The 21401-nt window shown below is 42.1% G+C and carries 21 protein-coding genes and 1 pseudogene; 11 read left to right on the top strand and 11 right to left on the bottom strand.

What is annotated here, in order from left to right; genetic code table 11:
* Window positions 1–57: 57 nt before the first annotated feature.
* On the bottom strand, window positions 58–927 hold the full coding sequence (locus C6Y01_RS15090) for a DNA-3-methyladenine glycosylase family protein (RefSeq protein WP_106038432.1): 870 nt from the start codon (window positions 925–927) through the stop codon (window positions 58–60).
* 431 nt (window positions 928–1358) lie between these two features.
* Between C6Y01_RS15090 and C6Y01_RS15085 the strand changes: the two genes are divergently transcribed.
* The 3 genes and pseudogenes from C6Y01_RS15085 to C6Y01_RS15075 all read left to right on the top strand — a co-directional run bounded on the left by C6Y01_RS15085 (window position 1359) and on the right by C6Y01_RS15075 (window position 3481).
* Window positions 1359–1865 carry a hypothetical protein gene (locus C6Y01_RS15085; RefSeq protein ID WP_034665101.1) on the top strand — a complete coding sequence of 169 codons (507 nt, stop codon included), beginning with the start codon at window positions 1359–1361 and terminating at the stop codon, window positions 1863–1865.
* Between the two features lie 132 nt (window positions 1866–1997).
* Window positions 1998–2957: a magnesium/cobalt transporter CorA gene (gene corA, locus C6Y01_RS15080; protein WP_034665104.1), complete on the top strand. Its 960-nt coding sequence runs from the start codon at window positions 1998–2000 to the stop codon at window positions 2955–2957.
* 32 nt (window positions 2958–2989) lie between these two features.
* Window positions 2990–3481, top strand: a pseudogene (locus tag C6Y01_RS15075) (DUF2716 domain-containing protein).
* 34 nt (window positions 3482–3515) lie between these two features.
* On the opposite strand, the gene pdaA reads toward C6Y01_RS15075, so the two are convergent.
* Both pdaA and C6Y01_RS15065 read right to left on the bottom strand, forming a co-directional pair.
* Window positions 3516–4307 (bottom strand): delta-lactam-biosynthetic de-N-acetylase, encoded by a 792-nt coding sequence (pdaA, locus tag C6Y01_RS15070; protein WP_095286087.1) that lies wholly within the window; start codon window positions 4305–4307, stop codon window positions 3516–3518.
* Window positions 4308–4408: 101 nt separating this feature from the next.
* The gene (locus C6Y01_RS15065; protein ID WP_012009274.1) at window positions 4409–4600 is read right to left on the bottom strand and encodes an SE1561 family protein; all 192 of its coding nucleotides are present in this window, start codon (window positions 4598–4600) and stop codon (window positions 4409–4411) included.
* A 146-nt stretch (window positions 4601–4746) separates the two neighbouring features.
* On the opposite strand from C6Y01_RS15065, the gene yfkAB reads away from it, so the two are divergent.
* The 4 genes from yfkAB (at window position 4747) to C6Y01_RS15045 (ending at window position 8066) form a co-directional block, all read left to right on the top strand.
* Entirely contained in the window at window positions 4747–5868 is a 1122-nt protein-coding gene (gene yfkAB / locus C6Y01_RS15060) for a radical SAM/CxCxxxxC motif protein YfkAB (protein ID WP_034665111.1), read from the top strand.
* Window positions 5869–5875: 7 nt separating this feature from the next.
* Complete coding sequence (locus C6Y01_RS15055) at window positions 5876–6712, top strand: mechanosensitive ion channel family protein (RefSeq protein WP_060595782.1); 837 nt, start codon at window positions 5876–5878, stop codon at window positions 6710–6712.
* A 101-nt stretch (window positions 6713–6813) separates the two neighbouring features.
* The gene (locus C6Y01_RS15050) at window positions 6814–7215 is read left to right on the top strand and encodes a nuclear transport factor 2 family protein (RefSeq protein WP_106038431.1); all 402 of its coding nucleotides are present in this window, start codon (window positions 6814–6816) and stop codon (window positions 7213–7215) included.
* Between the two features lie 131 nt (window positions 7216–7346).
* Complete coding sequence (locus tag C6Y01_RS15045) at window positions 7347–8066, top strand: YebC/PmpR family DNA-binding transcriptional regulator (protein ID WP_034665120.1); 720 nt, start codon at window positions 7347–7349, stop codon at window positions 8064–8066.
* 352 nt (window positions 8067–8418) lie between these two features.
* Here the strand turns inward: C6Y01_RS15045 and C6Y01_RS15040 are convergent, their stop codons facing one another.
* The 3 genes from C6Y01_RS15040 to C6Y01_RS15030 all read right to left on the bottom strand — a co-directional run bounded on the left by C6Y01_RS15040 (window position 8419) and on the right by C6Y01_RS15030 (window position 10778).
* Window positions 8419–9201, bottom strand: coding sequence for a YfkD famly protein (locus C6Y01_RS15040; RefSeq protein ID WP_034665127.1), 783 nt, complete (start codon window positions 9199–9201; stop codon window positions 8419–8421).
* A gap of 67 nt (window positions 9202–9268) precedes the next feature.
* Window positions 9269–10336, bottom strand: coding sequence for a calcium/proton exchanger (gene cax, locus C6Y01_RS15035; RefSeq protein ID WP_034665131.1), 1068 nt, complete (start codon window positions 10334–10336; stop codon window positions 9269–9271).
* A 64-nt stretch (window positions 10337–10400) separates the two neighbouring features.
* Window positions 10401–10778, bottom strand: coding sequence for an OsmC family protein (locus C6Y01_RS15030; RefSeq protein ID WP_106038430.1), 378 nt, complete (start codon window positions 10776–10778; stop codon window positions 10401–10403).
* Between the two features lie 75 nt (window positions 10779–10853).
* Here C6Y01_RS15030 and C6Y01_RS15025 point away from each other — a divergent pair, with 75 nt between their 5' ends.
* Window positions 10854–12035, top strand: coding sequence for an MFS transporter (locus tag C6Y01_RS15025; RefSeq protein ID WP_066031166.1), 1182 nt, complete (start codon window positions 10854–10856; stop codon window positions 12033–12035).
* Window positions 12036–12244: 209 nt separating this feature from the next.
* Here C6Y01_RS15025 and C6Y01_RS15020 read toward each other — a convergent pair whose 3' ends face one another.
* Genes C6Y01_RS15020 through C6Y01_RS15010 form a run of 3 tightly spaced genes read right to left on the bottom strand, consistent with a single transcriptional unit; the run spans window position 12245 to window position 13905 of the window.
* Window positions 12245–13063, bottom strand: a complete 819-nt coding sequence (locus tag C6Y01_RS15020; protein ID WP_034665141.1) for a YihY/virulence factor BrkB family protein — start codon at window positions 13061–13063, stop codon at window positions 12245–12247.
* An 18-nt stretch (window positions 13064–13081) separates the two neighbouring features.
* Window positions 13082–13414: a YtxH domain-containing protein gene (locus C6Y01_RS15015; RefSeq protein WP_106038429.1), complete on the bottom strand. Its 333-nt coding sequence runs from the start codon at window positions 13412–13414 to the stop codon at window positions 13082–13084.
* Between the two features lie 20 nt (window positions 13415–13434).
* Window positions 13435–13905, bottom strand: coding sequence for a low molecular weight protein-tyrosine-phosphatase (locus C6Y01_RS15010; RefSeq protein WP_034665148.1), 471 nt, complete (start codon window positions 13903–13905; stop codon window positions 13435–13437).
* Window positions 13906–14079: 174 nt separating this feature from the next.
* On the opposite strand from C6Y01_RS15010, the gene C6Y01_RS15000 reads away from it, so the two are divergent.
* Together C6Y01_RS15000 and C6Y01_RS14995 are read left to right on the top strand one after the other, a co-directional pair.
* On the top strand, window positions 14080–15435 hold the full coding sequence (locus C6Y01_RS15000; protein WP_034665151.1) for an alanine/glycine:cation symporter family protein: 1356 nt from the start codon (window positions 14080–14082) through the stop codon (window positions 15433–15435).
* A gap of 77 nt (window positions 15436–15512) precedes the next feature.
* The gene (locus C6Y01_RS14995; RefSeq protein ID WP_003214000.1) at window positions 15513–15728 is read left to right on the top strand and encodes a DUF1128 domain-containing protein; all 216 of its coding nucleotides are present in this window, start codon (window positions 15513–15515) and stop codon (window positions 15726–15728) included.
* A gap of 112 nt (window positions 15729–15840) precedes the next feature.
* Here C6Y01_RS14995 and C6Y01_RS14990 read toward each other — a convergent pair whose 3' ends face one another.
* Window positions 15841–16359, bottom strand: coding sequence for a type 1 glutamine amidotransferase domain-containing protein (locus tag C6Y01_RS14990; RefSeq protein ID WP_106038428.1), 519 nt, complete (start codon window positions 16357–16359; stop codon window positions 15841–15843).
* Window positions 16360–16661: 302 nt separating this feature from the next.
* On the opposite strand from C6Y01_RS14990, the gene C6Y01_RS14985 reads away from it, so the two are divergent.
* Complete coding sequence (locus C6Y01_RS14985; protein ID WP_223249946.1) at window positions 16662–20888, top strand: multifunctional 2',3'-cyclic-nucleotide 2'-phosphodiesterase/3'-nucleotidase/5'-nucleotidase; 4227 nt, start codon at window positions 16662–16664, stop codon at window positions 20886–20888.
* A gap of 49 nt (window positions 20889–20937) precedes the next feature.
* Here C6Y01_RS14985 and C6Y01_RS14980 read toward each other — a convergent pair whose 3' ends face one another.
* Window positions 20938–21372, bottom strand: a complete 435-nt coding sequence (locus C6Y01_RS14980) for a terpene synthase (RefSeq protein WP_106038427.1) — start codon at window positions 21370–21372, stop codon at window positions 20938–20940.
* Window positions 21373–21401 lie beyond the last annotated feature (29 nt).

The raw sequence follows: 21401 nt of genomic DNA, 5'->3' as shown, positions 1-21401 counted from the left end.
TTTATTCCATCTCATTAGTATATCATGACTTGGACAAAGAGAGAAAATCCCTTTCATTTATTTATCTGTCTCAATGCTTCTCCATAAATATAAAGAAGAGTAGCTTAAATACGGGGTCCACTCCTTGCTTAATTCTGCCATTTCTTCTTTTGTCGGCTTTTCAGGCAGGTCAAAGTGCCGCTTGATGGCGTTTTGAATACCGATATCTGCCATCGGAAAGAGATTTGGTCTTCCAAGTCCATTCATGAGCACATTTTGAACTGTCCAAGGTCCAATCCCTCTAATCGGAAGCAGACGTTCTTCCACCTCCAGATCAGTTAAATCGTGTAATTCTTCTAAACAAAGAGAGCCGCTCACAATTCGCTTCGATACATCGATGACATATTCCGCTTTCCGCTGACTAAATTGGAGCTTTCTCAAATCCTCTGTTTCAAGTGAGGCGATGGCTTCCGGTAAAGGATCAAACCACACACCTTCTATTTGCTCACCGTACGTATGAACAAACCGTTTCGTGAGCTCATAAGCAAACGCCAGATTGAGCTGCTGATGAATGATGCATTTCATCAAACAATGATATAAATGAAAATCCAGCATGAGCGGTGTCCCGACATGACGCTCAAATATGGACGCTAAATTCGTTTGAGAAAAATGCTCATGCACAGCGTGTAATTGATGCTTCATGCCAAATATCCGCTTCACCTCAGATATGAGAGGTTCCTCAGGACCTTTTCCTTGCACCCGAAACGTGGGCGCTTCTTTTGTTCCGGTGGCTTGAACGACGACAACGTATGGTTTTTGTTCTAACCTAATTGGTACTTTGATTTCTCGTTTATTCAAATCGACTGCTTTTAATGGATCACTTGATAAGCGTCTGAGCACTTGATCGAAATGATACGGCGGCTCCACCATCAGCTCTTTTTCCCACATGTTTTCCTCTTCCTTTCTGCAAACACGCAGATGCGATTGTTTCACTTTGCATGAATGATTCTCCATATTGAATACTTTTAAACATAAAGAGTACAAGAATTTATCAGTTATATCTTCCTTATTTACGGTCATTTTCCTTTTGGATGAAGGAACATTTTTAGTCGAATTCAGCTAAAATTCGACAGCACCCTTCAATATTTTAGGATTATTTACCTTAAATTAGAAATAGAACCTCTGGGTGATATCTTCTATTCCGAAAACATTTGTATAATTATGACATATCAAGGAGGTGAACAAAGGAATTAGCTGATTAGGCAATCATTTGTTTTATCTTGCAGGACCATATTTTACCTCATTGATAACCGGCTTCACCTAGTTTCACTTTTTACGAAAAGGAACACCAAAATTTAAAAACAAAGGAGATCCGACCAATGAAAAAAACCATTCTTTCTGTTGCCCTTGCCACTGCTGTTTCTTCGACACTACCAGTATTCGCTGATGCTGCTGAACAAAAAACTACTCCAGTTTCAACTACTGTTCAGCAAACTGTTTTAAACAAAGCTGCTGAAAGTAAAGCATCTACAACCGCAGGAAACGTTAATATTAACTTTGACGTACTTGGTATAGCTAATGCATTAATCAATGCTGCAAATGCTAACACAAACCGTGAAGGCTTTGTCAAAGGACTAATGGAGTCTGCTTTCTATGCTGCGGGCTCAAAATACAATGTCATGGTATTTAACTTAAGCCAAGGTTATGAGACTCGTTTCAACGGAGTCAAAACGTTTGCTACTGTGAAATACGGAAGCATTACTTACGGAGTTTGGGTATTTGAAAATGGATCTTTCACAAACAAAGGTGACGGCGGCTACATCAACTGGGCGTTTAGAGGCTGGTTCGACCGTAACGGTGGTTTCGTCAACTTCCGTCGTCCTTAATTCTCGGTTTTATCCATCAATCATACACGCACATTGGACCGATCTCAGTAATGAGATCGGCTTTTTTATGCAGAACACGTATAAGTTCATCGGTGCTGCTTCATGATATAATGCAAGTCTGGAGGGGTGCACATGCTGAAAAAAATTGCAGTGACAAAAAACGGCGACTTGATTGAACATGCAACATTACAGCAGCTTTCAAGCCCCGATATCGCCTGGTACTGGATTGATTTTCATGCGCCAACGGAAAAGGAAGCAGCGCTTTTGAAGGAATACTTTCAGTTCCATCCGCTTGCGATTGAGGATTGCTTCCATTATTTACAGCGGCCGAAGCTTGATTTTTATGAAGGGTATTTATTTTTCGTGCTTCATGCCCTGAATCAAAAGACGCTTCGATCTGAGGAAATCGATCTGTTTGTTGGTGACAATTATATCGTGACCTTTCATTTGAAGGAGGCGCCATACATTGACCGTGTCATTCGAAAGCTCAAAGAATCTGATAAAGCCAGAAACAGTGGACCTGAGCATATCGCCTATATGCTGATTGATCAGCTTGTCGATGATTATTTCCCTATTATTTATCAAATTGAGGACAGGCTGAATGAAATTGAGGATGAAGAAGGTCATAAAACATATGGAACGCTGATGAACGAAGTATTCGGAATTCGATCCGATTTGCTCAAACTGCGAAGAACGATTATTCCGATGAGGGACCTTTTATATCGTATTGTCAACACAAATACAATGAGAAGCGATACGAACCGGCAAGCATATTTCAATGATATTTATGATCACCTTTTGAAACTAACCGAGATCGTCGAGTCAAACCGTGATATGACGGCCGATTTACGAGACAGCTATCAGACGCTGAATTCCAATCGAATGAATGCAATCATGATGACATTGACCATTGTGTCGACCATTTTTATTCCACTGACCTTTATTGTTGGGGTGTACGGGATGAACTTTGACAACATGCCTGAATTACACTGGAAGTATGGCTATTTTTGGGTGCTGATTTTCATGGGTCTGCTCGTCTCGGGTATGCTTTTGTGGTTTAAGCATAAAGGGTGGTTCCGCATTTTCAAATAATTTGTTGAGAGAATAGCTTGGGGGCGGTTAAGGTGGAAAACTGGATTCCATTGACTCATCAAGAACTAAGGCTGGTATGGAAGACGTTCTATCGAGATTTCAAATTTAATCCAAGCATCTCTCGTTTTCCCTCATTCCACGTACCATCTCCTTATATTACATATAATATCTCTGTTTATTTTGAGGACCCTTCCCTTCTACATGCGGAGGAAGACCTTGAAGAGAAAGCGTTACTTGCTTTTCAGGAGCATATGAGAACAGACGAATATATGCTGGCACTCGATTGGCAGCACGAATGCTACTGGATCACACCATACGGGTCATTTGAAAAAGATGAAATTGGGGAATAGAGAGTCCCTGTGCTTCCTAACGGGGATTATGATTTCTTTTTATCAAAAGAGATGCATTGGGGCTTGCTAGGACATCCTTGGGAGCAAACAATCACGATTTTCGGTGAGGGCTTGATTGACTCTTTTACGCGTCATCACCCGATTTTGTTTCAGCGTAAAATAAGAGAAGGATAAAGAAAAAGCTCGCAGGTCTTCTGCAAGCTTTTTTCTATAGCTGAGGCAGATGCCATACTTTTTCAAGCATGAGATCGTCTAGGCTTTTAAAGGAATATCCTTGTTTTTTCAGAGCCGTGATGGCATCATCCAGTGCCTCGGCATTGTCCCTTGAGACGGTATGAAGTAAGTAAATGGCACCTGGGTGCGCCTGCTTCATCATTTGATCGTAGGCATACTGTTTTCCTTTTTGATGATGAATATGCCAGTCCACAAACGCCACTGACCAGAAAACGGTTTGGTAGCCGAGCTCTTTTGTTTCCTTCAGCACCCTTTCACTGAATACACCGCGCGGCGGACGAAGATAGAGGTTGTCTTGTTTTCCAGTGATTTTGTACACGGCTTCATTGACACGGTCCAGCTCTTCTTTGATTTCTTTCGTACTCTTTGTTGTTAAATCTGGATGGTGATAGGAGTGGTTGCCAATGATATGACCTTCCTCTGCCATACGTTTGACGAGCTCAGGCTGATCCTTTACAAAGTGCCCTGTCACAAAAAAGGTGCCTGGTACTTGATGTTTTTTCAGCACATCTAAGATCTTCGGCGTGTACCCATTTTCATAGCCATTGTCGAAGGTAAAATAAATCTCTTTCTTTTTCGTGTTTCCTAAATAAAAGGCATCATACTTTTTTAAAAGGACGTTCAATTCTTTACCCGCATCTGCTGGCTTGTGTTCTTTGCTTTTCGCAAATCCCCAATGGACGGGCTTATTAGACACGGCTTCCGCTTCTGAGAGAGGCATGGATACAAAAAGCGCACATAAACAGATGAGCATGTATTTTTTCATTTACGTCACTTCCCGGTTTTTCTTCTATTGTGCAGAATAAGACCGAGACTCATACACTGATTCACCTGCCAATTTAAAGAAAAAAGCCCGCACTGCGCGAGCTATTCTTCCTTCCAATCGTTTTTAAACCGTTCATATTTCGCTTCTAGGTCGTCAATCATCTGGATCAGTCTGTCTATATCCTCAACATCTGTTGATTCAGGATCTAATGAATCAATCACATTCATAAACATATCTAATCGGTTCTTTAAATAATCAACCTGCTGCTCTTTGCTGTCTGCTGCCTTGCCCATAGATACACTCCCTTTAGCATTTGTTTCTAGCTTATCTTTTTTTCCCTTGTAAATCAATGAAACCCCACTTGCGTATAACGGTGATGGGGCTTAAAATTAACTGTTGGCGGGTCCACGTTTGCCCGAATGAAAAGGAGATAGATACCATGAACCAAAAAACAGCACTTCGTCCGATTACACCTGCATATGACCCTTGGGAAGCCTATCTCGATGTGCAGGATTACGGAGAAATGAAGCTGACAAATATTGAATTTACGACAACGACGTTGTGTAACATGAGATGTGAGCACTGTGCGGTCGGCTATACCTTACAGCCTAAGGACCCGAATGCACTGCCGCTTGATTTACTGCTTCGCCGTTTAGATGAAGTTCCGCTTCTGCGCTCAATCAGTATTACAGGCGGAGAGCCTATGCTTTCTCTCAAATCTGTGCGGGAATATGTCGTCCCTTTATTAAAGTATGCCCATGAACGCGGCGTCCGTACACAGATCAATTCAAACTTAACACTTGATTTGGCGCGATATGAGGAAATTATTCCATACTTAGATGTCCTTCACATCTCACATAACTGGGGAACTGTCGAAGAGTTTGCAACGGTCGGTTTTGCGATGATGGACAGAAAACCAACCTTTGAGCAGCGCGAGAAATTATTTAACCGCATGATTGAAAATAGCCGGGCACTTGTCAAAGCGGGTGTTACCGTATCTGCTGAAACCATGCTCAATAAGCGCACGCTTCCATATATTGAACACATCCACCGGCAAATCGTGGAGGAAATGAAATGCCAGCGCCACGAAGTTCACCCAATGTACCCAAGTGATTTTGCCAGCGCCCTTGAATCATTGACGCTTCCGCAAATGCGTGATGCGATTCATCAGCTGCTTGATATTCGTGATCAAGACACATGGATGCTGTTTGGCACCCTGCCATTTTATTCTTGCAGCACAGATGAAGAAGATCAGCGCCTCCTCAAGCGATTGCGTCAGGAGAAACATGTCACGGTACGAAATGACCCTGACGGCCGCTCACGTTTGAATGTGAATATTTTTGATGGGAATATTATTGTGACAGACTTTGGCGATACACCGGCGCTTGGAAACATTGCTACTGATACATTGCAATCTGCTTATTCACGCTGGATGGACACAAAATTAGCAAAAGAGCTGAATTGCCATTGTCCAAGCGTACAATGCCTCGGTCCGAATGTTCTTGTGAAAAACAGCTATTATCAAGATGTTGATTTTACTTCTCGTACAGCCAGGGGGTAACCGATAGATGGACGATACTTTTCTGACAATAGTCAAGAACAAATACATTGAAATTCTCCTTGTTGGACTCGTTCTTTGGCTTGCCGTCTTTATGATTAACAAAGCGCTTCAAATTTTCTTTAAACGAACGGAGTTTATAGAGGACAAGAAGAAAAAAACGATCGAGAGCTTGGTCAAATCTGTTACGAAATACACCGCTTCGATTTGCTTTGTAATGTATGTCATTTCTCTCTTCTTTCATGATTTTGGGAAAATTCTTGCAGGTGCTGGTGTTGCTGGGATCGTCATCGGTTTTGGCGCCCAGACGCTGATTCGCGATATTTTAGCAGGCATTTTTCTGATCTATGAACGTCAGATTCATAAAGGGGATTATGTGACAGTGAATAACCTCTTTAATGGAACGATTGAAGAGATTGGTCTCCGCTCTCTGCAAATTAGAGAATGGAGCGGCAAGCTGTTAACCATTTCTAACGGAGACATCCGGCAAATTCAAAACTATAACATGCACTACATGCGGATTACGGAGTCTGTATTAATTAGTGCGAATCAAAACCCAGATACAGCCTTTCAAGCACTCGAAACGGCCTGTGACAATTTAAATCAGATGCATCATGATTTTCTCAAAAAAGATGAATTTCAACATGCCATTGAACCGTTTCAAGTCCATGGCATTATGGGCCTGAACAAGCTGAACCGCGGGATTGAGATCACAGTGAAAGGAATGGTCGAAGACGAAAAATACTTCGATGCTGCCCTCGCTGTCCGAAAAGAAATGATCAAACAACTTCATCAGCATGATGTCAAATTGCTTGAAGATCTCGTTTATCCCCAGCCTGCAAAATAACCTCATTTATGATGGGGTTATTTTTTTGATTGTTTTTTGTTAACTAGTTAATTATAATTGATTATAGTTAACTGGTTAACATAAAGAGAGGATGTTGATTCATGACAAAAAAAGAAGCGATATCATTTATTAAAGAGATGTATGAAGAGGTATTAATCAAATTCAATATAGAAAAAGTGGAGGCTTATTTTTCACCTGATTATCAGCAAGTGACTGATGGAAAGGTTTCGACACTTGATGAGTTTAAAAAGCATCTATCCACATTAAAAGGATTGACAAAACAGCTTGAAATCCTCGCTTTTCATGATGTGTTATTTGATGAAGATACGCAGCAAGGGTGTTTTCGTTACACTGTACATGTGGAACTCGCAAGCGGGGACCGGGGTTTAATTGATGTCATGGCTCTTTTCACGTTATTAGATGGCAGGATCATTCGGTGCGACGAGCTGACGAGATCTCACAAACAGCATGAAACGCTTGAACAGCTTGGACACATCAGCTAAGAAATCTCTTCATTTCAGCCCTCTTACTTCTATCCTCTTGACTGATTCATGTATAATAGAAGGCAGAATGATTTCATGCAGCATGGGGACCCTCATACTGTGTATTTACTAAGTGAAAGAGAGTGAATAAGATGGGTCGTAAGTGGAACAACATTAAAGAAAAGAAAGCATCAAAGGATGCCAATACAAGTCGTATTTACGCAAAATTCGGGCGTGAAATCTATGTGGCTGCCAAACAAGGTGAGCCAAACCCAGAATCAAACCAAGCACTTCGCTTTGTTCTAGAACGTGCCAAAACATATAGTGTCCCAAAACACATTGTAGACCGTGCCATTGAAAAAGCCAAAGGCGGTGCGGAAGAGAATTTCGATGAGCTGCGCTACGAAGGATTTGGTCCAAACGGATCAATGGTAATCGTTGATGCCCTCACCAATAACGTGAACCGCACAGCGTCAGATGTTCGTGCGGCATTCGGGAAAAACGGTGGAAACATGGGCGTAAGCGGCTCTGTTGCTTATATGTTTGACCAAACAGCTGTCATCGGTGTCGAAGGAAAAAGTGAAGAAGAAACGCTTGAGCTTTTAATGGAAGCAGACGTTGATGTACGTGACATCATGGAAGAAGATGAAACAGTGATTGTATACGCTGAACCAGATCAATTCCATCAAGTACAAGAAGCATTCAAACAAGCCGGTGTTGAAGAATTCACTGTCGCTGAAATCACGATGCTTCCTCAAAACGAAGTGACATTAGACGATGAATCTAAAGCACAATTCGAGAAACTAATCGATGTATTAGAAGAGCTTGAAGATGTGCAGCAGGTTTATCATAATGTGGATTTAGGGGAATAAAAATTTAAGCCATAGTAGTGGTTGGGTTCATTCAACTTCTACTATGGCTTTTTTATTTTCTCAAAAAAATGTACCATGTGAATATCATGTTAATTTCTACAAGTTTTTAAGGAGCTGAGTTCCATCTTTAAAACATGGTGGTTTTCTTATTATGGATTTATGATCATCCCGTTTCTTGGTCTTTATTTTCAACAATTTAACGATATTGACTAAAGTGATCTTCTTTCTTTTCATCTTATGGTTTTTCTATAACCTCTTTGATTTTTACAAGAGTGAACTGAAACAGGAAAAAAAGAAATCCAATTAGCAAAAAAACAGTCATCTCCTCTCTTGATAAGAGGAGATGACTGTTTTAATTCATCCCTTGAAAACCAAACGTCAGGTGATCCTGCACAGGAATCCAAGCGCCGATTCCTTGCGAGGTCACGTTTTTCACGACGAGTTTTCGTTTATTTCCTTTAAGCACAAGGTACACTTCTCCGTATGTCACCTTTCCTTTTTCATTAATCGCTGGTGCATAGGCATGAAGCGAAGCTGCTTTTTTCGGAGATACATGGTACGACTGATCTCGTTTTGTTCCTGCGCCAATCACTGTGTCAAAAGCGAGGGGCAGCTTTGTTTTTTGAATGGCTTTTTGCATCATCAATGTTTTCACATCTTCCGGGTTTGGCACCTTTGCTGTGAGCCCGCCGCTCACTTTTACTTGCTGCTTTTGAACGTATTTACCAATGGCTGTTTTGTTGCCGCCTCTGTTATCAATGTGATTCGTATTCACTTTTTTGTATTCCCAGTTGGCGACCGTTTCGTTTGAATCGTAGCTTAGTGCCCATCTTCCGAGGAAAATGGTCGCGCGGTATCCAACCGCTAATGGCGTCCCTGAAATGCTGGATTCATTCAGCATTTTGATTAAATGGGTATTTTCAATCGGTACATTCGTTGTTTTGAACAATTCAGCTGTCAGCTCACTCGGCTGGAGCAGGGGCTGATCCTGTGACGCGTTCGGATACGTATTCTCCTTTGAGATACTGGCGACAGAGGATGGCACTTTAAATGGCTTCGCCGCCTCTAGTGGAAAGCTGTATAGAAAACTTAAGGATAAGAGAACAACAAACATGATGCGGGGCATCTTTTTCATATCATCACTCTTTCTCATTCATTTTTCCATAGTATTTTCCGCAAAGACGTCCCTTATCCACAAAAGATTATAAAAGGAAAAATCCAATCGCCATAATGAAATAGGCAGCAAGCAATGTGGCACCTTCAAACCAATTGGTATCTCCGTCATTAGATAAAATGACTGTGAGTAATACAGCGGATGCCATCGCAATGAGCTCTGGTAAGGAGAAAATGAGCGGCATCTGCGTATTGAAAAAAAGCGAGCTGATGACAAGGATTGGTGCCACCATCATCGCAACCTGAAGTGTGGAACCAAAAGCTATTTCCACTGCGACATCCATTTTGTTTTTATACGCCATGATGACAGCAGAGGCATGTTCTGCGGCATTTCCGACGATGGCCACAATAATGACTCCGATAAACAGCTCACTCCAGCCAAATTGTTCTCCCACCGTATCAAATGTATGGACGAGGCGCTCTGAAATGTACGCAACGGCAATCGTCGCAAGCAGCAAAATCACAGTGGCAAACTTACCAGACCATTCAGGTGTTTCTTCTTCCGTCTCCGCTTCCCCGTCCATGCTCTCCAGCTTGGCAACATAGACTCCGCGGTGGCTGACCAGTTTGAAATAGAGCGCTGCGACATAAAGCAAAATCATCACAATGCTAATTCCAATGCTTAAAACAAATTGTTTATCCTCAGCCATCTCCACCGAAAACACTTCTGGAATGACAAACGCCACAATAATGGCAAACATGAGCAAGCCCGAGTTGTGCCTTGCATCGTGGACATTGAACACTTGGCGCTTATATTTTAATCCGCCAACGAAAAAAGACAGCCCCGCCACAAGCAGTAAGTTTCCGATAACTGATCCAGTTAATGAAGCAAGTACAATAGCTGTCAGTCCTTGCTTTAATGCAAAAAATGAAATAATTAACTCTACCGCATTTCCAAATGTGGCGTTTAAAAGCCCGCCAATTCTTGGGCCCGCTATGATGGCAAGACTTTCTGTGGCTCTTCCCATAAAACTAGCAAGACCAATAATGGCGATACAATACACAGCAAACATGATGACCTGCGGAAAATGAAGAAAACTCCCAATGACCGATAGCGGCACACCAATTGCGACAATCACAAGAAACAAACGATTCATACAGCCATTCTCCTTTTCATATGTCTGATTGTTATTCTTTCGTGAGTGCCGGCATCATATACATTTAGATTCGCTCGTGTGAGAAGGTGACCTCAATACTTCCTTTCACAGACTGCACCATCGAACAATGCTTCAAAGCAATTGTGATGACTTTATCTATTTGTTCTTCAGATGTATTGATGTGTTCAAAAATGATATGTAAATGAATACGGGAGATTTTGTTTACAGCTCCTGCTCTTGTCGTTTCAGGTGTGATCGTCAGCCCTTCACAGGATATTCGCTTTTTCCGGCATACATGAATGAGCATTTCTCCAAAGCAGCCTGCAATAGCTGAGGTGAACAATTGAGATGGCCTGTACCCCATTTCTTCTTTTCCTGAGATATACAGCTGCTTTTCATTTGTTCCCGCAATCCACCGGTCCGTTTCGTATATCAGTTTCATTCCTTTTCCACCTTTCTATTGAAACCCCTATGGTTCCATTGTACGATGAAAATATGAACTTGTAAGGAGCTTCTTATGTCGAGAATTCACTTTTTGATTTTAATTTTACTTGTATCTGTATCTGGTTTTTCGCAGGGAGCGTTATTGCCTGTCATTTCGATTATTTTTGAACATGCCGGCACTTCTCCTACGTTAAACGGTCTGCATGCCACAGGCTTATATCTTGGCGTGCTGCTAGCATCTCCCTTTATGGAAGCGCCGCTTCGCCGGTTTGGGTTTAAGCCGTTAATTGTCATTGGGGGCGCTGCTGTCTTTTTAAGCTTGTTTAGCTTTGTGTTTTTTGAATCTTATGTCGTCTGGTTCTTTCTGCGGCTCATGATCGGGATTGGTGATCATATGCTGCATTTCTCTACACAGACGTGGGTGACCTATGCGTCGTCATCGAGAAATCGCGGGCGAAATATTTCATTGTATGGGTTATCCTTTGGACTCGGTTTTGCCGCTGGACCTTTTTTAACACCACTCATTGAAATCAACCCATCTTTACCTTTCATTGTTTCTGGTGCCGTTAGTTTATGTATTTGGCTGCTTGTTTTTGTTTTGAAAAATACATATCCAGATACGGGCGAAGTGCAGACGTCAGAGCAGACAAACAGTTTGAAGCGCTTTAAGAAAGCCTTTCAATTTGGCTGGGTCGCCTTTATGATGCCTTTTTGCTATGGCTTTTTAGAAACGACACTCAATAGCAACTTCCCTGTTTATGCACTCAGAAGCGGGGTAACAGTAGATGCAGTTGCGTTTATTTTACCTGCGTTTGCCATTGGAAGTATTGTCTTTCAGCTACCTCTCGGGATGCTCAGCGACCGGTTTGGCAGGCGCCGCATCATTTTATGTGTCACACTCGTCGGGTCTTTCTTTTTCCTACTAGCAGGAATTTTCATTCAATCGGTTTTGGCTGTTGCGATTTGTTTCTTTATTGCCGGAATGGCTGTAGGCTCTACCTTCTCACTTGGCATCAGTTATATGACCGACTTATTGCCAAAGCATCTGCTTCCTGCTGGAAATTTGATGTGCGGGATGGCGTTTAGTGCGGGGAGTATTCTCGGGCCTGTTCTCGGTGGAATCTTTGTGCAAACGTTTGAAGGAATGAATTTACTTTACCTTGTCAGCATCGTGATATTATTCGTGTTTTTCTGCGTTCGATTTGGGCGAACGGCAGCAGTGGTTGAAAGTTCCAATGCATCCATTTCTAAATGAAAAAAACTCCCCTGCACTATGCAGAGGAGTTTTTCATTTAGTGATGTCCATTTTGCCCGTTCGCACTGCCGCTTGTTTTGTGCTTAGGCTGATGACCTTTGTTTTGTTTCGTATTGCTTCCGCCTTTTTTCGATTGTTTGGACATATGTGATTTCCCCCATCCATTCAGATTGAACTTGTTCGTTCTTCTTTAGGATGCCCGGATTTCTTTATAGCTTGCCTGGTACGATTTTACGTTTATGTAAAAGCGCATTGAGCTCGCCGCCAAGGATAATCATGATGCCGGTTAAATAAAACCAGATCATTAAAATAATGATTCCCCCAATGCTTCCGTACATCGCACTGTAGTTGGCAAACTCGCCTACGTAAAATGAAAACAGCATGCTGACCAAAATCCATCCAATCGATGCAAAAATGGCACCTGGCAGAACAAATTTCAATTTCAGTCTAATGTTTGGAGCAAAATAGTACAAGGATGTAAAAACAATCAACAAAATCAGCGGGCTAATGATCCATCTCATCGCAGTCCATACGGTGAGAAAGGCATCTGACTGCCCGACTAATTTAGCGACAAATAAACCAAGTTCTTTTCCAAAGACAGGCAGCATCAAGGCAAAAATAATGGTCAAAACCATCGCGATCGTTAAGATGATTGATGTTAAACGTACGAGAATGAAGGAACGATTCTCCTCAACTTCGTAAGCATGGTTAAAAGCTCTGACGACGGCATTAATGCCGTTAGATGCTGACCAAAGGGCGGCAATAATCCCGAACGATAATAATCCGCCGTTACGATTATTCAGCGTCTGATCGGCAATGGATTCAATCATCGAAAGCGCTCCTTCTGGCGCATAACCAGAAATGACGCTCAGGACATCCTTTGACGTCAGCGGCAAATACCCAACCAGTGTCAGCACGAAGATGAGAAACGGAAATAATGAAAGCAAAAAGAAATACGCAAGCTCAGCAGATTTTGCCGGTCCTTCATGCAGCAAAAAGCGTTCAATTAACGCTTTAATAAAACCCATACGCCTCATCTCCAATGATCAATCTGTCTGTTTCGATTGAAAGTGATCCTTTGTTTCTTCAATAATTTCTAATACCCTTGGGGTTGTTTCCTTTAACTGATTGACCTGTTCATTTAAAAATGACAAATCATCTGAGACTGTTCGCATCAGCTGCTTCGTTTCTTCCATCTTTTCTTTCATGCAAGCCGATATTCTGCCTGGCTCCTGGCGGTATTCATCCAGCTTTTGCTGGCAGTCATTCCATTTGTCTTTGAGTGCAATTCTCGTTGGCCGATGAAATAAAGTTAGCAATGCGCCGCAAACTGCCCCTATGACAGCTCCTCGGAGCACGATTTGATTTTTTTCTTCCATCTCGTCTGATCTCCTTTCAGTTAAAGGTGGTTCTCTTTCTTTACATACGTCAAAAAACGGTCAATTCCTGTTTCAATTAATTCATGGACTTCCTCAAAGTTCCCAGTGTAATAAGGATCTGGCACATCATCTCGATCGTCGTCTTCTACAAAATCAAGAAGACGGCCAATAAAGTGATGTTTCCCATAGCCGGCTATACTGCGAAGTGCCCCTACATTTTCTGCATCCATCGCCATGATATAGTCGTATGTGGTGATATCCTTCTCCATGATTTGTCTTGCAGTCATTCCTTCATAGCTGATGCCTTTTTCATCAAGCAGCTTTCGCGTTCCTTCATGCGGAGGACTTCCTTGATGCCAGCCGCCAATCCCTGCTGAATCAATCACAAAGTGCTCGCTAAGCCCCTCATCTTCTACTCTTTTTCTAAACATGGCCTCTGCCATCGGTGACCTGCAAATATTGCCAAGACAAACGAATAACACATGAATCATTCTTCATTCTCCTCCTATCTTTTCCCTAAGAGTTCTTTTCGAAAACCTTTTCTCTATCATATCAAGCCCTTTTTCTTTTGGAAACTTTGCAAGAAAAGCTCTCATCGCCATTGACAAATTACACAAAAACAGGAGAAACTTTAGGAGAATTACACAAACAAAGGGGGATATTAGATGGGAATAATTGAGCAGTTTGTCACGACGATGAACAATTTTTTGTGGGGGCCTCCCCTGTTGATTTTAATTGTTGGTACTGGAATATACCTCACCTTTCGCGTTCTCTTCATTCAAATTAGATTACTTCCTTATTCTTTAAAGCTCGCTTTTTCTAAACAAGACAAAATGTCAGAAGGAGATATTTCTCATTTCCAAGCGTTAATGACGGCTCTTGCTGCAACTGTCGGTACAGGGAATATCGTAGGTGTGGCCTCGGCAGTTATAGCGGGTGGTCCGGGTGCGGTATTCTGGATGTGGTTTGCTGCATTTTTCGGAATGGCCACTAAGTTTGCAGAAGCTGTTCTTGCTGTTAAATACAGAGTCAAAAACGAAAAAGGCGAAATGTCTGGCGGACCTATGTATTATTTAGAGCATGGCTTGAAACAGAAATGGCTAGGGGTGCTATTTGCTGTTTTCGGCGCCAGTGCTGCCTTTGGGATCGGCAACCTGGTACAGTCTAATTCCATCTCAGGAGTCATGAATTCTACCTTTCAAATTCCAACATGGGTGACAGGTATTATCATTACTGCTTTTACGGCACTCGTGATTTTAGGCGGAATTAAGAGCATTGGCCGGGTCACATCTATTTTTGTACCCGTCATGGCTTTATTTTACGTCATTTGCGGTCTGATCATTCTTGTCATGAATGCTGATCTCGTTCCAGGCGCAGTCGGTCTTATTTTCTCAGATGCCTTTACGGGTCAAGCCGTGGCAGGTGGTGCAATTGGAACTGTCATTCGCTGGGGTGTGGCACGAGGAGTATTTTCCAATGAAGCAGGTCTTGGGTCAGCACCAATTGCTGCTGCGGCTGCGAAAACGGATATGCCCGCCCGTCAAGCTCTCGTATCTATGACGCAAGTGTTTATCGATACAATCATTGTTTGTTCTATCACTGGCATTACCATTGTCATGGCAGATATGTATTTAACAGTGAAAAGTGATGCGCTGACCTCGTTATCCTTTGCTCATTTCCTCGGTCCAGTTGGCTCAACCATTGTGGCAATCGGTCTGCTCTTGTTTGCCTATTCCACCATCATTGGCTGGTCCTATTATGGCGAAAAATGCTTTACATATTTGGCGAAGGATTCGTACGTCATGTATTATCGCATCGTGTTTGTCATTGCTGTCTTTTTCGGTGCCGTGTTTAAAAATGACTTCGTTTGGGGTGTGGCAGATATGCTCAATGGGCTAATGGCGATTCCAAACTTAATCGGGCTCATCGGTTTATCAGGGGTTGTCGTATTTGAATCCAAACGAATCATTGATAAGATTAAGCAGGAGAAAAAGGAGAAAAACATCTCCGTGTCATCTTAATAGCCCTTTTATTCTTTTGCATTTCTGTTAAAATAGACATATTATTCGACATATATGCAGGAAAGGACGTGCCGCCCTTGTCAGAGCAAAAAGCGGCTGAAGTCAATCAGCTGATTGAAGACATTTCGCAAAAGTTAAATATGCTGAACATTGGAGTCATCAAAGCCGAGGACTTCAGTCCAGACAAGTACGAAGATATCGAATTTCTTCACCAAATGGTGATGAAAAAATCTTCATTCAGCCCAAGTGAAATGCAAGCCATCGCAAGCGAGCTAAAAAACTTAAGAAAATAATGGTGCATCAGGAAGCTGCTTTGCGGTCTGCACGCAGTTTCCTTACATCATGCGCAGAAAAAGCCAGCACCCCGCAAGGTGCTGGCTTTTTTTATCCTGTCATAACTGCGGTTTATTTCTCAAGCAGTTTTAATGATTCACGGTTAAATGCTGGAATGTCATCAGGTGTACGGCTTGTCACAAGCTGATCCTGACAAACGACAACTTCTTCGTCTTTAAATTTAGCGCCTGCGTTTTCCATATCTACTTGAATGGATGTATAGCCAGTTGCGCTTCTTCCTTCCAGCGTCTTCGCTGTAATAAGCAATTGCGGTCCGTGACAGATCGCAAATACTGGTTTTTTCTCGTCCATAAATGCTTTAGTGAATTGGACGTAACGATCATCTGCACGCAGAATGTCTGGTGAGAAACCGCCAGGAATCAGAAGTGCATCGAAGTCTTCAGGCTTCACGTGATCAATGGACGCATCCACTCTCACTTCTGCATCTCCTTGCTTCCCTTTCACTGTTTTTCCTTTTTCGTTTTCAATCACTGTGATTTCATGACCTGCATCTTTAAAGGCTTTTGCAGGCTCGGTGTATTCAACATCCTCAAAGTAATCTGTTAATACAACTGCAATTTTCTTACCCATGTAGAAACCCTCCTGCTTGATTATCGTTTACACTACACACTATACCCGGGCATGTTGAAATGAAACATCCTATCCCTATCAGAAAACCCCTTACGATAAAAATAAGCATTTCGACTCATTCGCATTCCCTCAACAAGGTAATTCGTATGATTTATGTTATCTTTACAATAATCTGCAAAAAATAACTACAAAAGTTAACGAAACATTTCTACAATAGGTATTGTGGTCAAAAAAATTAGAAAGGCGGAGATCAGGTGAAGAAGCAACGAAGGAAAAACCTGTCTATTCTGCTCACTTCCATTATGATGATTAGTCTCATTCTCCCAGCAGTACCTACTTATGCAGAAACAGAAAACGGCAATGCCGTAAAGGTCAGCATCTTAGCCACAACCGATGTTCATGCGAACATGATGAATTATGATTATTACAGCGACAAAGAAACAAATGAATTCGGTTTGGCAAAAACAGCCGAGCTGATTGACAAGCACCGCTCACAAAACCCAAATACACTCCTTGTTGATAACGGAGACCTGATTCAAGGAACCCCTCTTGGAGAATACGTTTACAAACATGAGAAAGACAGCATCATCAATCAAACAAAGGTTCACCCCATTATTCATACACTCAACAAACTAAAATACGATGCAGGAACACTTGGCAATCATGAATTTAACTACGGGTTATCCTTCCTTGACGGTACCATTGCGGGCGCCAACTTCCCGATTGTCAATGCGAACGTCAAAAAGCTAAATGGAGAACACCGTTTTACACCTTACGTGATCCAAGATAAAACCTTTAAAGATGCAAACGGAGCCTCACAAACTGTGAAAGTTGGTTACATAGGATTCGTTCCACCACAAATTATGACGTGGGATAAGAAGCATTTAGATGGACAAGTCCAAGTGCAGGACATCGTCGAATCTGCCAATGAAACCATTCCTGAAATGAAGGCGAAAGGCGCAGATGTCATTGTCGCTCTTGCCCATACAGGAATTGAAAAAACAGCTTCACCTAAAGGATCAGAAAATATGATCTTTGACCTTGCCACGAAAACAAAAGGCATCAATGCCATTGTATCTGGCCACCAGCATGGCACATTCCCAAGCGCTGAATATAACGGCGTCGACAAATTCAACGTCTCAAAAGGAACCATCAACGGCATCCCAGTCGTCATGTCAAAAAACTGGGGCAGCTACCTCGGAGTCATTGATTTAACACTAGAGCCTGACGGCAGCAGCTGGAAGGTCACAGACGGAACAGGCAAGATCGAATCTGTTGCCGGAGTATCATCTCAGAAAAGCACAGTAAAAGATGCCATTCAAACAACGCATCAAAACACACTTGATTACGTGAGAAAGCCTGTTGGCAAAACAGAAGCAGACATTAATAGCTTTTTCGCTCAAGTGATGGATGACCCTTCGATTCAAATTGTGACAGATGCCCAAAAATGGTATGCACAAGAAAAAATGAAGGACACTGCGTATCAAAATTTACCGATTTTATCTGCAGGTGCCCCGTTTAAAGCAGGCGGACGAAACGGTGTGAATTATTATACAAATATCGCAAAAGGAGATTTAGCGATTAAGAACATCGGCGATCTCTACCTTTACGATAACACTGTGCAGATTGTGAAACTGAGAGGCAGTGAAGTGAAAGACTGGTTAGAGATGTCTGCCGGACAGTTTAATCAGATCAAACCGAACGTTTCAAAAGAACAGCCGATTTTAAACGAGGAATACCGCTCGTATAACTTTGATGTAATAGATGGTGTGACATACCAAGTCGATGTGACGCAGCCTGCTAAATACAGCACAACAGGCACACTTGTCAACGCCAATGCAAACCGCATCAAAAACCTGTCTTACAACGGGAAAACAGTCTCTGACAATCAAGAATTTTTAGTCGTGACAAATAACTATCGTGCTTCTGGCGGCGGAGGCTTTCCGCATCTGACCCAAGATAAAGTGGTGCTTGCCTCAGCAGATGAGAACCGTCAAGTGCTGATGGATTATATTATCGAACAAAAAACCATCAACCCAAGTGCTGATCAAAACTGGGCCATTGCACCGGTGAAAGGCGCAACTTTAACATTTGAATCTTCTCTTTTAGCCAAACCGTTTGCTGAGAAATCAAGCAGCGTAGACTTTGTTCGTAACGCAAGCACAGATGGTCTTGGTGTGTACAAGCTAGCCTTTAAAGAGGATGGAACAACAGAACCGCCTTCATCAGACAACTGGAATTTAACAGTCATGCATACGAACGATACACACGCACACCTTGATGATGCGGCAAGACGCGCAACAAAGATCAAAGAAATCCGTGCTGAAAGCAAGAACAATATTTTATTGGACGCTGGAGATGTCTTCTCTGGTGACCTATACTTCACAAAATGGCAAGGACTTGCCGATCTGAAATTGATGAACTTAATGAAATACGATGCCATGACGTTTGGTAATCATGAATTTGACAAAGGTCCTTCTGTACTACGTCAATTTCTGACAGGTGATGCATCAGATGTCGATCCGAAAAACCGTCATCAATTTGAAAAGCCTCGATTCCCGGTCGTGTCATCAAACGTGGATGTCTCGAAGGAAAAACAATTGAGCGACTTAGTGAAAAAACCAGCCTCATTTAAAGCTGGTGAGAAAAAAGAAGCCGGCATCTACCCTTACATCCTGCTTGATGTTAATGGTGAAAAGGTGGCCGTATTCGGCTTAACGACTGAAGACACAGCCATTACATCCAGCAGCGGTCCTAACATTCAATTTAAAGATGCGTACAAGAAAGCAAAAGAAACAGTCAACACCATTCAAACAGAAGAAAAAATCAATAAAATCATTGCGTTAACACACATTGGCTACAATCGTGATCTTGAGCTGGCTCAAAAAGTTGACGGTATTGATTTAATCATTGGCGGTCACACGCACACACTTGTTGAAAAATTAAAGGTCATCAATAAAAAAGAACCTACAATTGTCGCTCAGGTGAAAGACTACGGACAATTTTTAGGGAAAGTAGACGTAGCCTTTGACAAAAAAGGCGTCGTACAGCCAAAAGAATCTTCTTTTGACCTGATCTCTATTGATGACTCTGTCAAAGAAGATGCAGATGCAAAAGCAATCCTTGATGGGTACAAAGCAGATATTCAAGATTTAAAAACAGAAAAAGTCGGCTATACAGATGTCCTATTAGACGGACAACGCGAGCACGTCCGTGCGAAGGAAACAAATCTTGGGAACTTTATTGCCGACGGCATGCTGCAGAAAGCGCAAGAATCTGCCGGTGCTGACCTTGCCATCACAAACGGCGGCGGTATTCGAGGCAGCATTGAAAAAGGAGATATCACTTTAGGTGATATTTTAACGGTGATGCCTTTCGGAAATACACTTTATGTCGCAGATTTAAAAGGCAGTCAAATTAAAAAAGCACTCGAACAGGGGCTGTCAGGCATAGAGGAAGGCGGAGGCGCATTCCCTCATGCAGCTGGCATAGAATATACGTTTACACTCAGTAAACCAGCTGGCAGCAGACTGATTGATGTGAAACTGAAAGACCAAAAAGGTCAACTGACAGACATTGATGATGAGAAAACATACCGCGTAGCTACAAACGCATTTGTCGGCACAGGCGGCGACGGCTACAGCGTCTTTACAGAAGCCTCTCATGGCGAAGACTTAGGGTATGTCGACTATGAAATCTTCAAAGAGCAAATTGAAAAGGCAGACGGGCAGATTTCGCCTGTTATCGATCACAGGGTGAAAGAAGTGTTCCTTCCTCGTGCGAAAGGGAAAGGCGCTTATGACATTCAAGATGATAAGAAATTCCAAACATATGTGCAGCATACAAACAAAGCATTGCTCTATCTAGACAAAGCAAGCAAAGCGAAAAACGTTCAATTGTCTCTATCAAAAGCGCAAATAGCAGAGCTGAAGAAAAGAGAGCAAGATCCAAACGTGACCATCTATCATGACAAAGTGGGACTTGCATTGCCGCTCTCGAATTTATCCGAGAAAAGCGCAGATATATGGATGACAAAGACGGATAAAGTGAAAAACGCATTAACGGATACGTATGATTTCCAAATCAAACAAGACAAGAAAAAGGTTTCGACCTTTAAAGACCCGGTCACTCTATCCTTTACACTAGACGAGCCTCAAAAAGCGAAAAAACCTAGTGTGTATTATGTGGATCGCAAGAAAAATCGTTACGCCAAAACTAGTAATGGATCATTTGAAAACGGAGTCGCATCAGGTCAAACTGAGCACTTCAGCGAATACACCGTCCTCAACCAAAGCGGGGCAGCTGGAACAACTCCAGATCAAACTGGTGGAGACGGCGAAACATCAGCACCAGGCGGAGGCACAGGTACAGATCCAAACCAAGATGGAACCGGCCTCCAAGGCGGCACACTGCCGAATACAGCCACGATGATGTATACAGCTGTACTGATTGGCGTGCTCATGCTCGCCGCAGGCGGTATCCTTTATTACTACCAGCGCAAGCGTACAAGAAAAAATGTATCATCCTAAAGGAAAAGGACAGAGCCTATGCTCTGTCCACTTTTTATGGAATAAGACATCAATCTTGAGATAAATAGATCCAATTGCGGTCGTCAAATTCTTTCACATCATCTGACCCTATATGACGAAGCATTCTATTAAAGAACATGATGTCATTTTCATCATCGACATCATATAAATCCTTTAAAACATAATCTCTTATAATAAAATTCGTTAAGTTCGTATTATTTACAAAATCAGCAAAATAATCTTCTACAAGAGTTAAATCCTCTTTACTTAATTTTTCATCATTGATAATGGAATTATGAAAAACATTCAAAATCGCTTGTATATCTTCTTCATCCATATAACATAATGGTTCTAGCTTTCTGTCTTCTTCCGTAAACGGTTTTCGCGTATCTTCAATGATGACGTAGCATAAAATCTGATGATCTTTCATCACGCTGAATATTTCTAAATCTCTTAATTTTAGTGGTCTATTTAATCTAATCATCTTTCCTCCTAAAAATGGTGATCTATTCG

The sequence above is a fragment of the Bacillus sp. NMCC46 genome, from assembly GCF_002998465.1.
GTDB lineage: Bacteria > Bacillota > Bacilli > Bacillales > Bacillaceae > Bacillus.
The sequence above is the reverse complement of the archived record's forward strand: the minus strand, read 5'-3'. Positions and strand labels throughout refer to the sequence as shown.

Bases quoted from the DNA above. Each gene is read 5' to 3' on its own strand.
- corA (WP_034665104.1), top strand. From the start codon at position 1,998: ATGCTGAAAAAAATTGCAGTGACAAAAAACGGCGACTTGATTGAACAT.
- C6Y01_RS15010 (WP_034665148.1), bottom strand. From the start codon at position 13,905: ATGATTCATGTGTTATTCGTTTGTCTTGGCAATATTTGCAGGTCACCG.
- C6Y01_RS15045 (WP_034665120.1), top strand. From the start codon at position 7,347: ATGGGTCGTAAGTGGAACAACATTAAAGAAAAGAAAGCATCAAAGGAT.
- C6Y01_RS15020 (WP_034665141.1), bottom strand. From the start codon at position 13,063: ATGGGTTTTATTAAAGCGTTAATTGAACGCTTTTTGCTGCATGAAGGA.
- C6Y01_RS15040 (WP_034665127.1), bottom strand. From the start codon at position 9,201: ATGAAAAAGATGCCCCGCATCATGTTTGTTGTTCTCTTATCCTTAAGT.
- pdaA (WP_095286087.1), bottom strand. From the start codon at position 4,307: ATGAAAAAATACATGCTCATCTGTTTATGTGCGCTTTTTGTATCCATG.
- C6Y01_RS15030 (WP_106038430.1), bottom strand. From the start codon at position 10,778: ATGAAACTGATATACGAAACGGACCGGTGGATTGCGGGAACAAATGAA.
- C6Y01_RS15025 (WP_066031166.1), top strand. From the start codon at position 10,854: ATGTCGAGAATTCACTTTTTGATTTTAATTTTACTTGTATCTGTATCT.
- C6Y01_RS14985 (WP_223249946.1), top strand. From the start codon at position 16,662: ATGATGATTAGTCTCATTCTCCCAGCAGTACCTACTTATGCAGAAACA.
- C6Y01_RS15090 (WP_106038432.1), bottom strand. From the start codon at position 927: ATGTGGGAAAAAGAGCTGATGGTGGAGCCGCCGTATCATTTCGATCAA.
- C6Y01_RS15055 (WP_060595782.1), top strand. From the start codon at position 5,876: ATGGACGATACTTTTCTGACAATAGTCAAGAACAAATACATTGAAATT.
- C6Y01_RS15085 (WP_034665101.1), top strand. From the start codon at position 1,359: ATGAAAAAAACCATTCTTTCTGTTGCCCTTGCCACTGCTGTTTCTTCG.
- C6Y01_RS15015 (WP_106038429.1), bottom strand. From the start codon at position 13,414: ATGGAAGAAAAAAATCAAATCGTGCTCCGAGGAGCTGTCATAGGGGCA.
- C6Y01_RS15065 (WP_012009274.1), bottom strand. From the start codon at position 4,600: ATGGGCAAGGCAGCAGACAGCAAAGAGCAGCAGGTTGATTATTTAAAG.
- yfkAB (WP_034665111.1), top strand. From the start codon at position 4,747: ATGAACCAAAAAACAGCACTTCGTCCGATTACACCTGCATATGACCCT.
- C6Y01_RS14990 (WP_106038428.1), bottom strand. From the start codon at position 16,359: ATGGGTAAGAAAATTGCAGTTGTATTAACAGATTACTTTGAGGATGTT.
- C6Y01_RS15000 (WP_034665151.1), top strand. From the start codon at position 14,080: ATGGGAATAATTGAGCAGTTTGTCACGACGATGAACAATTTTTTGTGG.
- C6Y01_RS15050 (WP_106038431.1), top strand. From the start codon at position 6,814: ATGACAAAAAAAGAAGCGATATCATTTATTAAAGAGATGTATGAAGAG.
- C6Y01_RS14980 (WP_106038427.1), bottom strand. From the start codon at position 21,372: ATGATTAGATTAAATAGACCACTAAAATTAAGAGATTTAGAAATATTC.
- cax (WP_034665131.1), bottom strand. From the start codon at position 10,336: ATGAATCGTTTGTTTCTTGTGATTGTCGCAATTGGTGTGCCGCTATCG.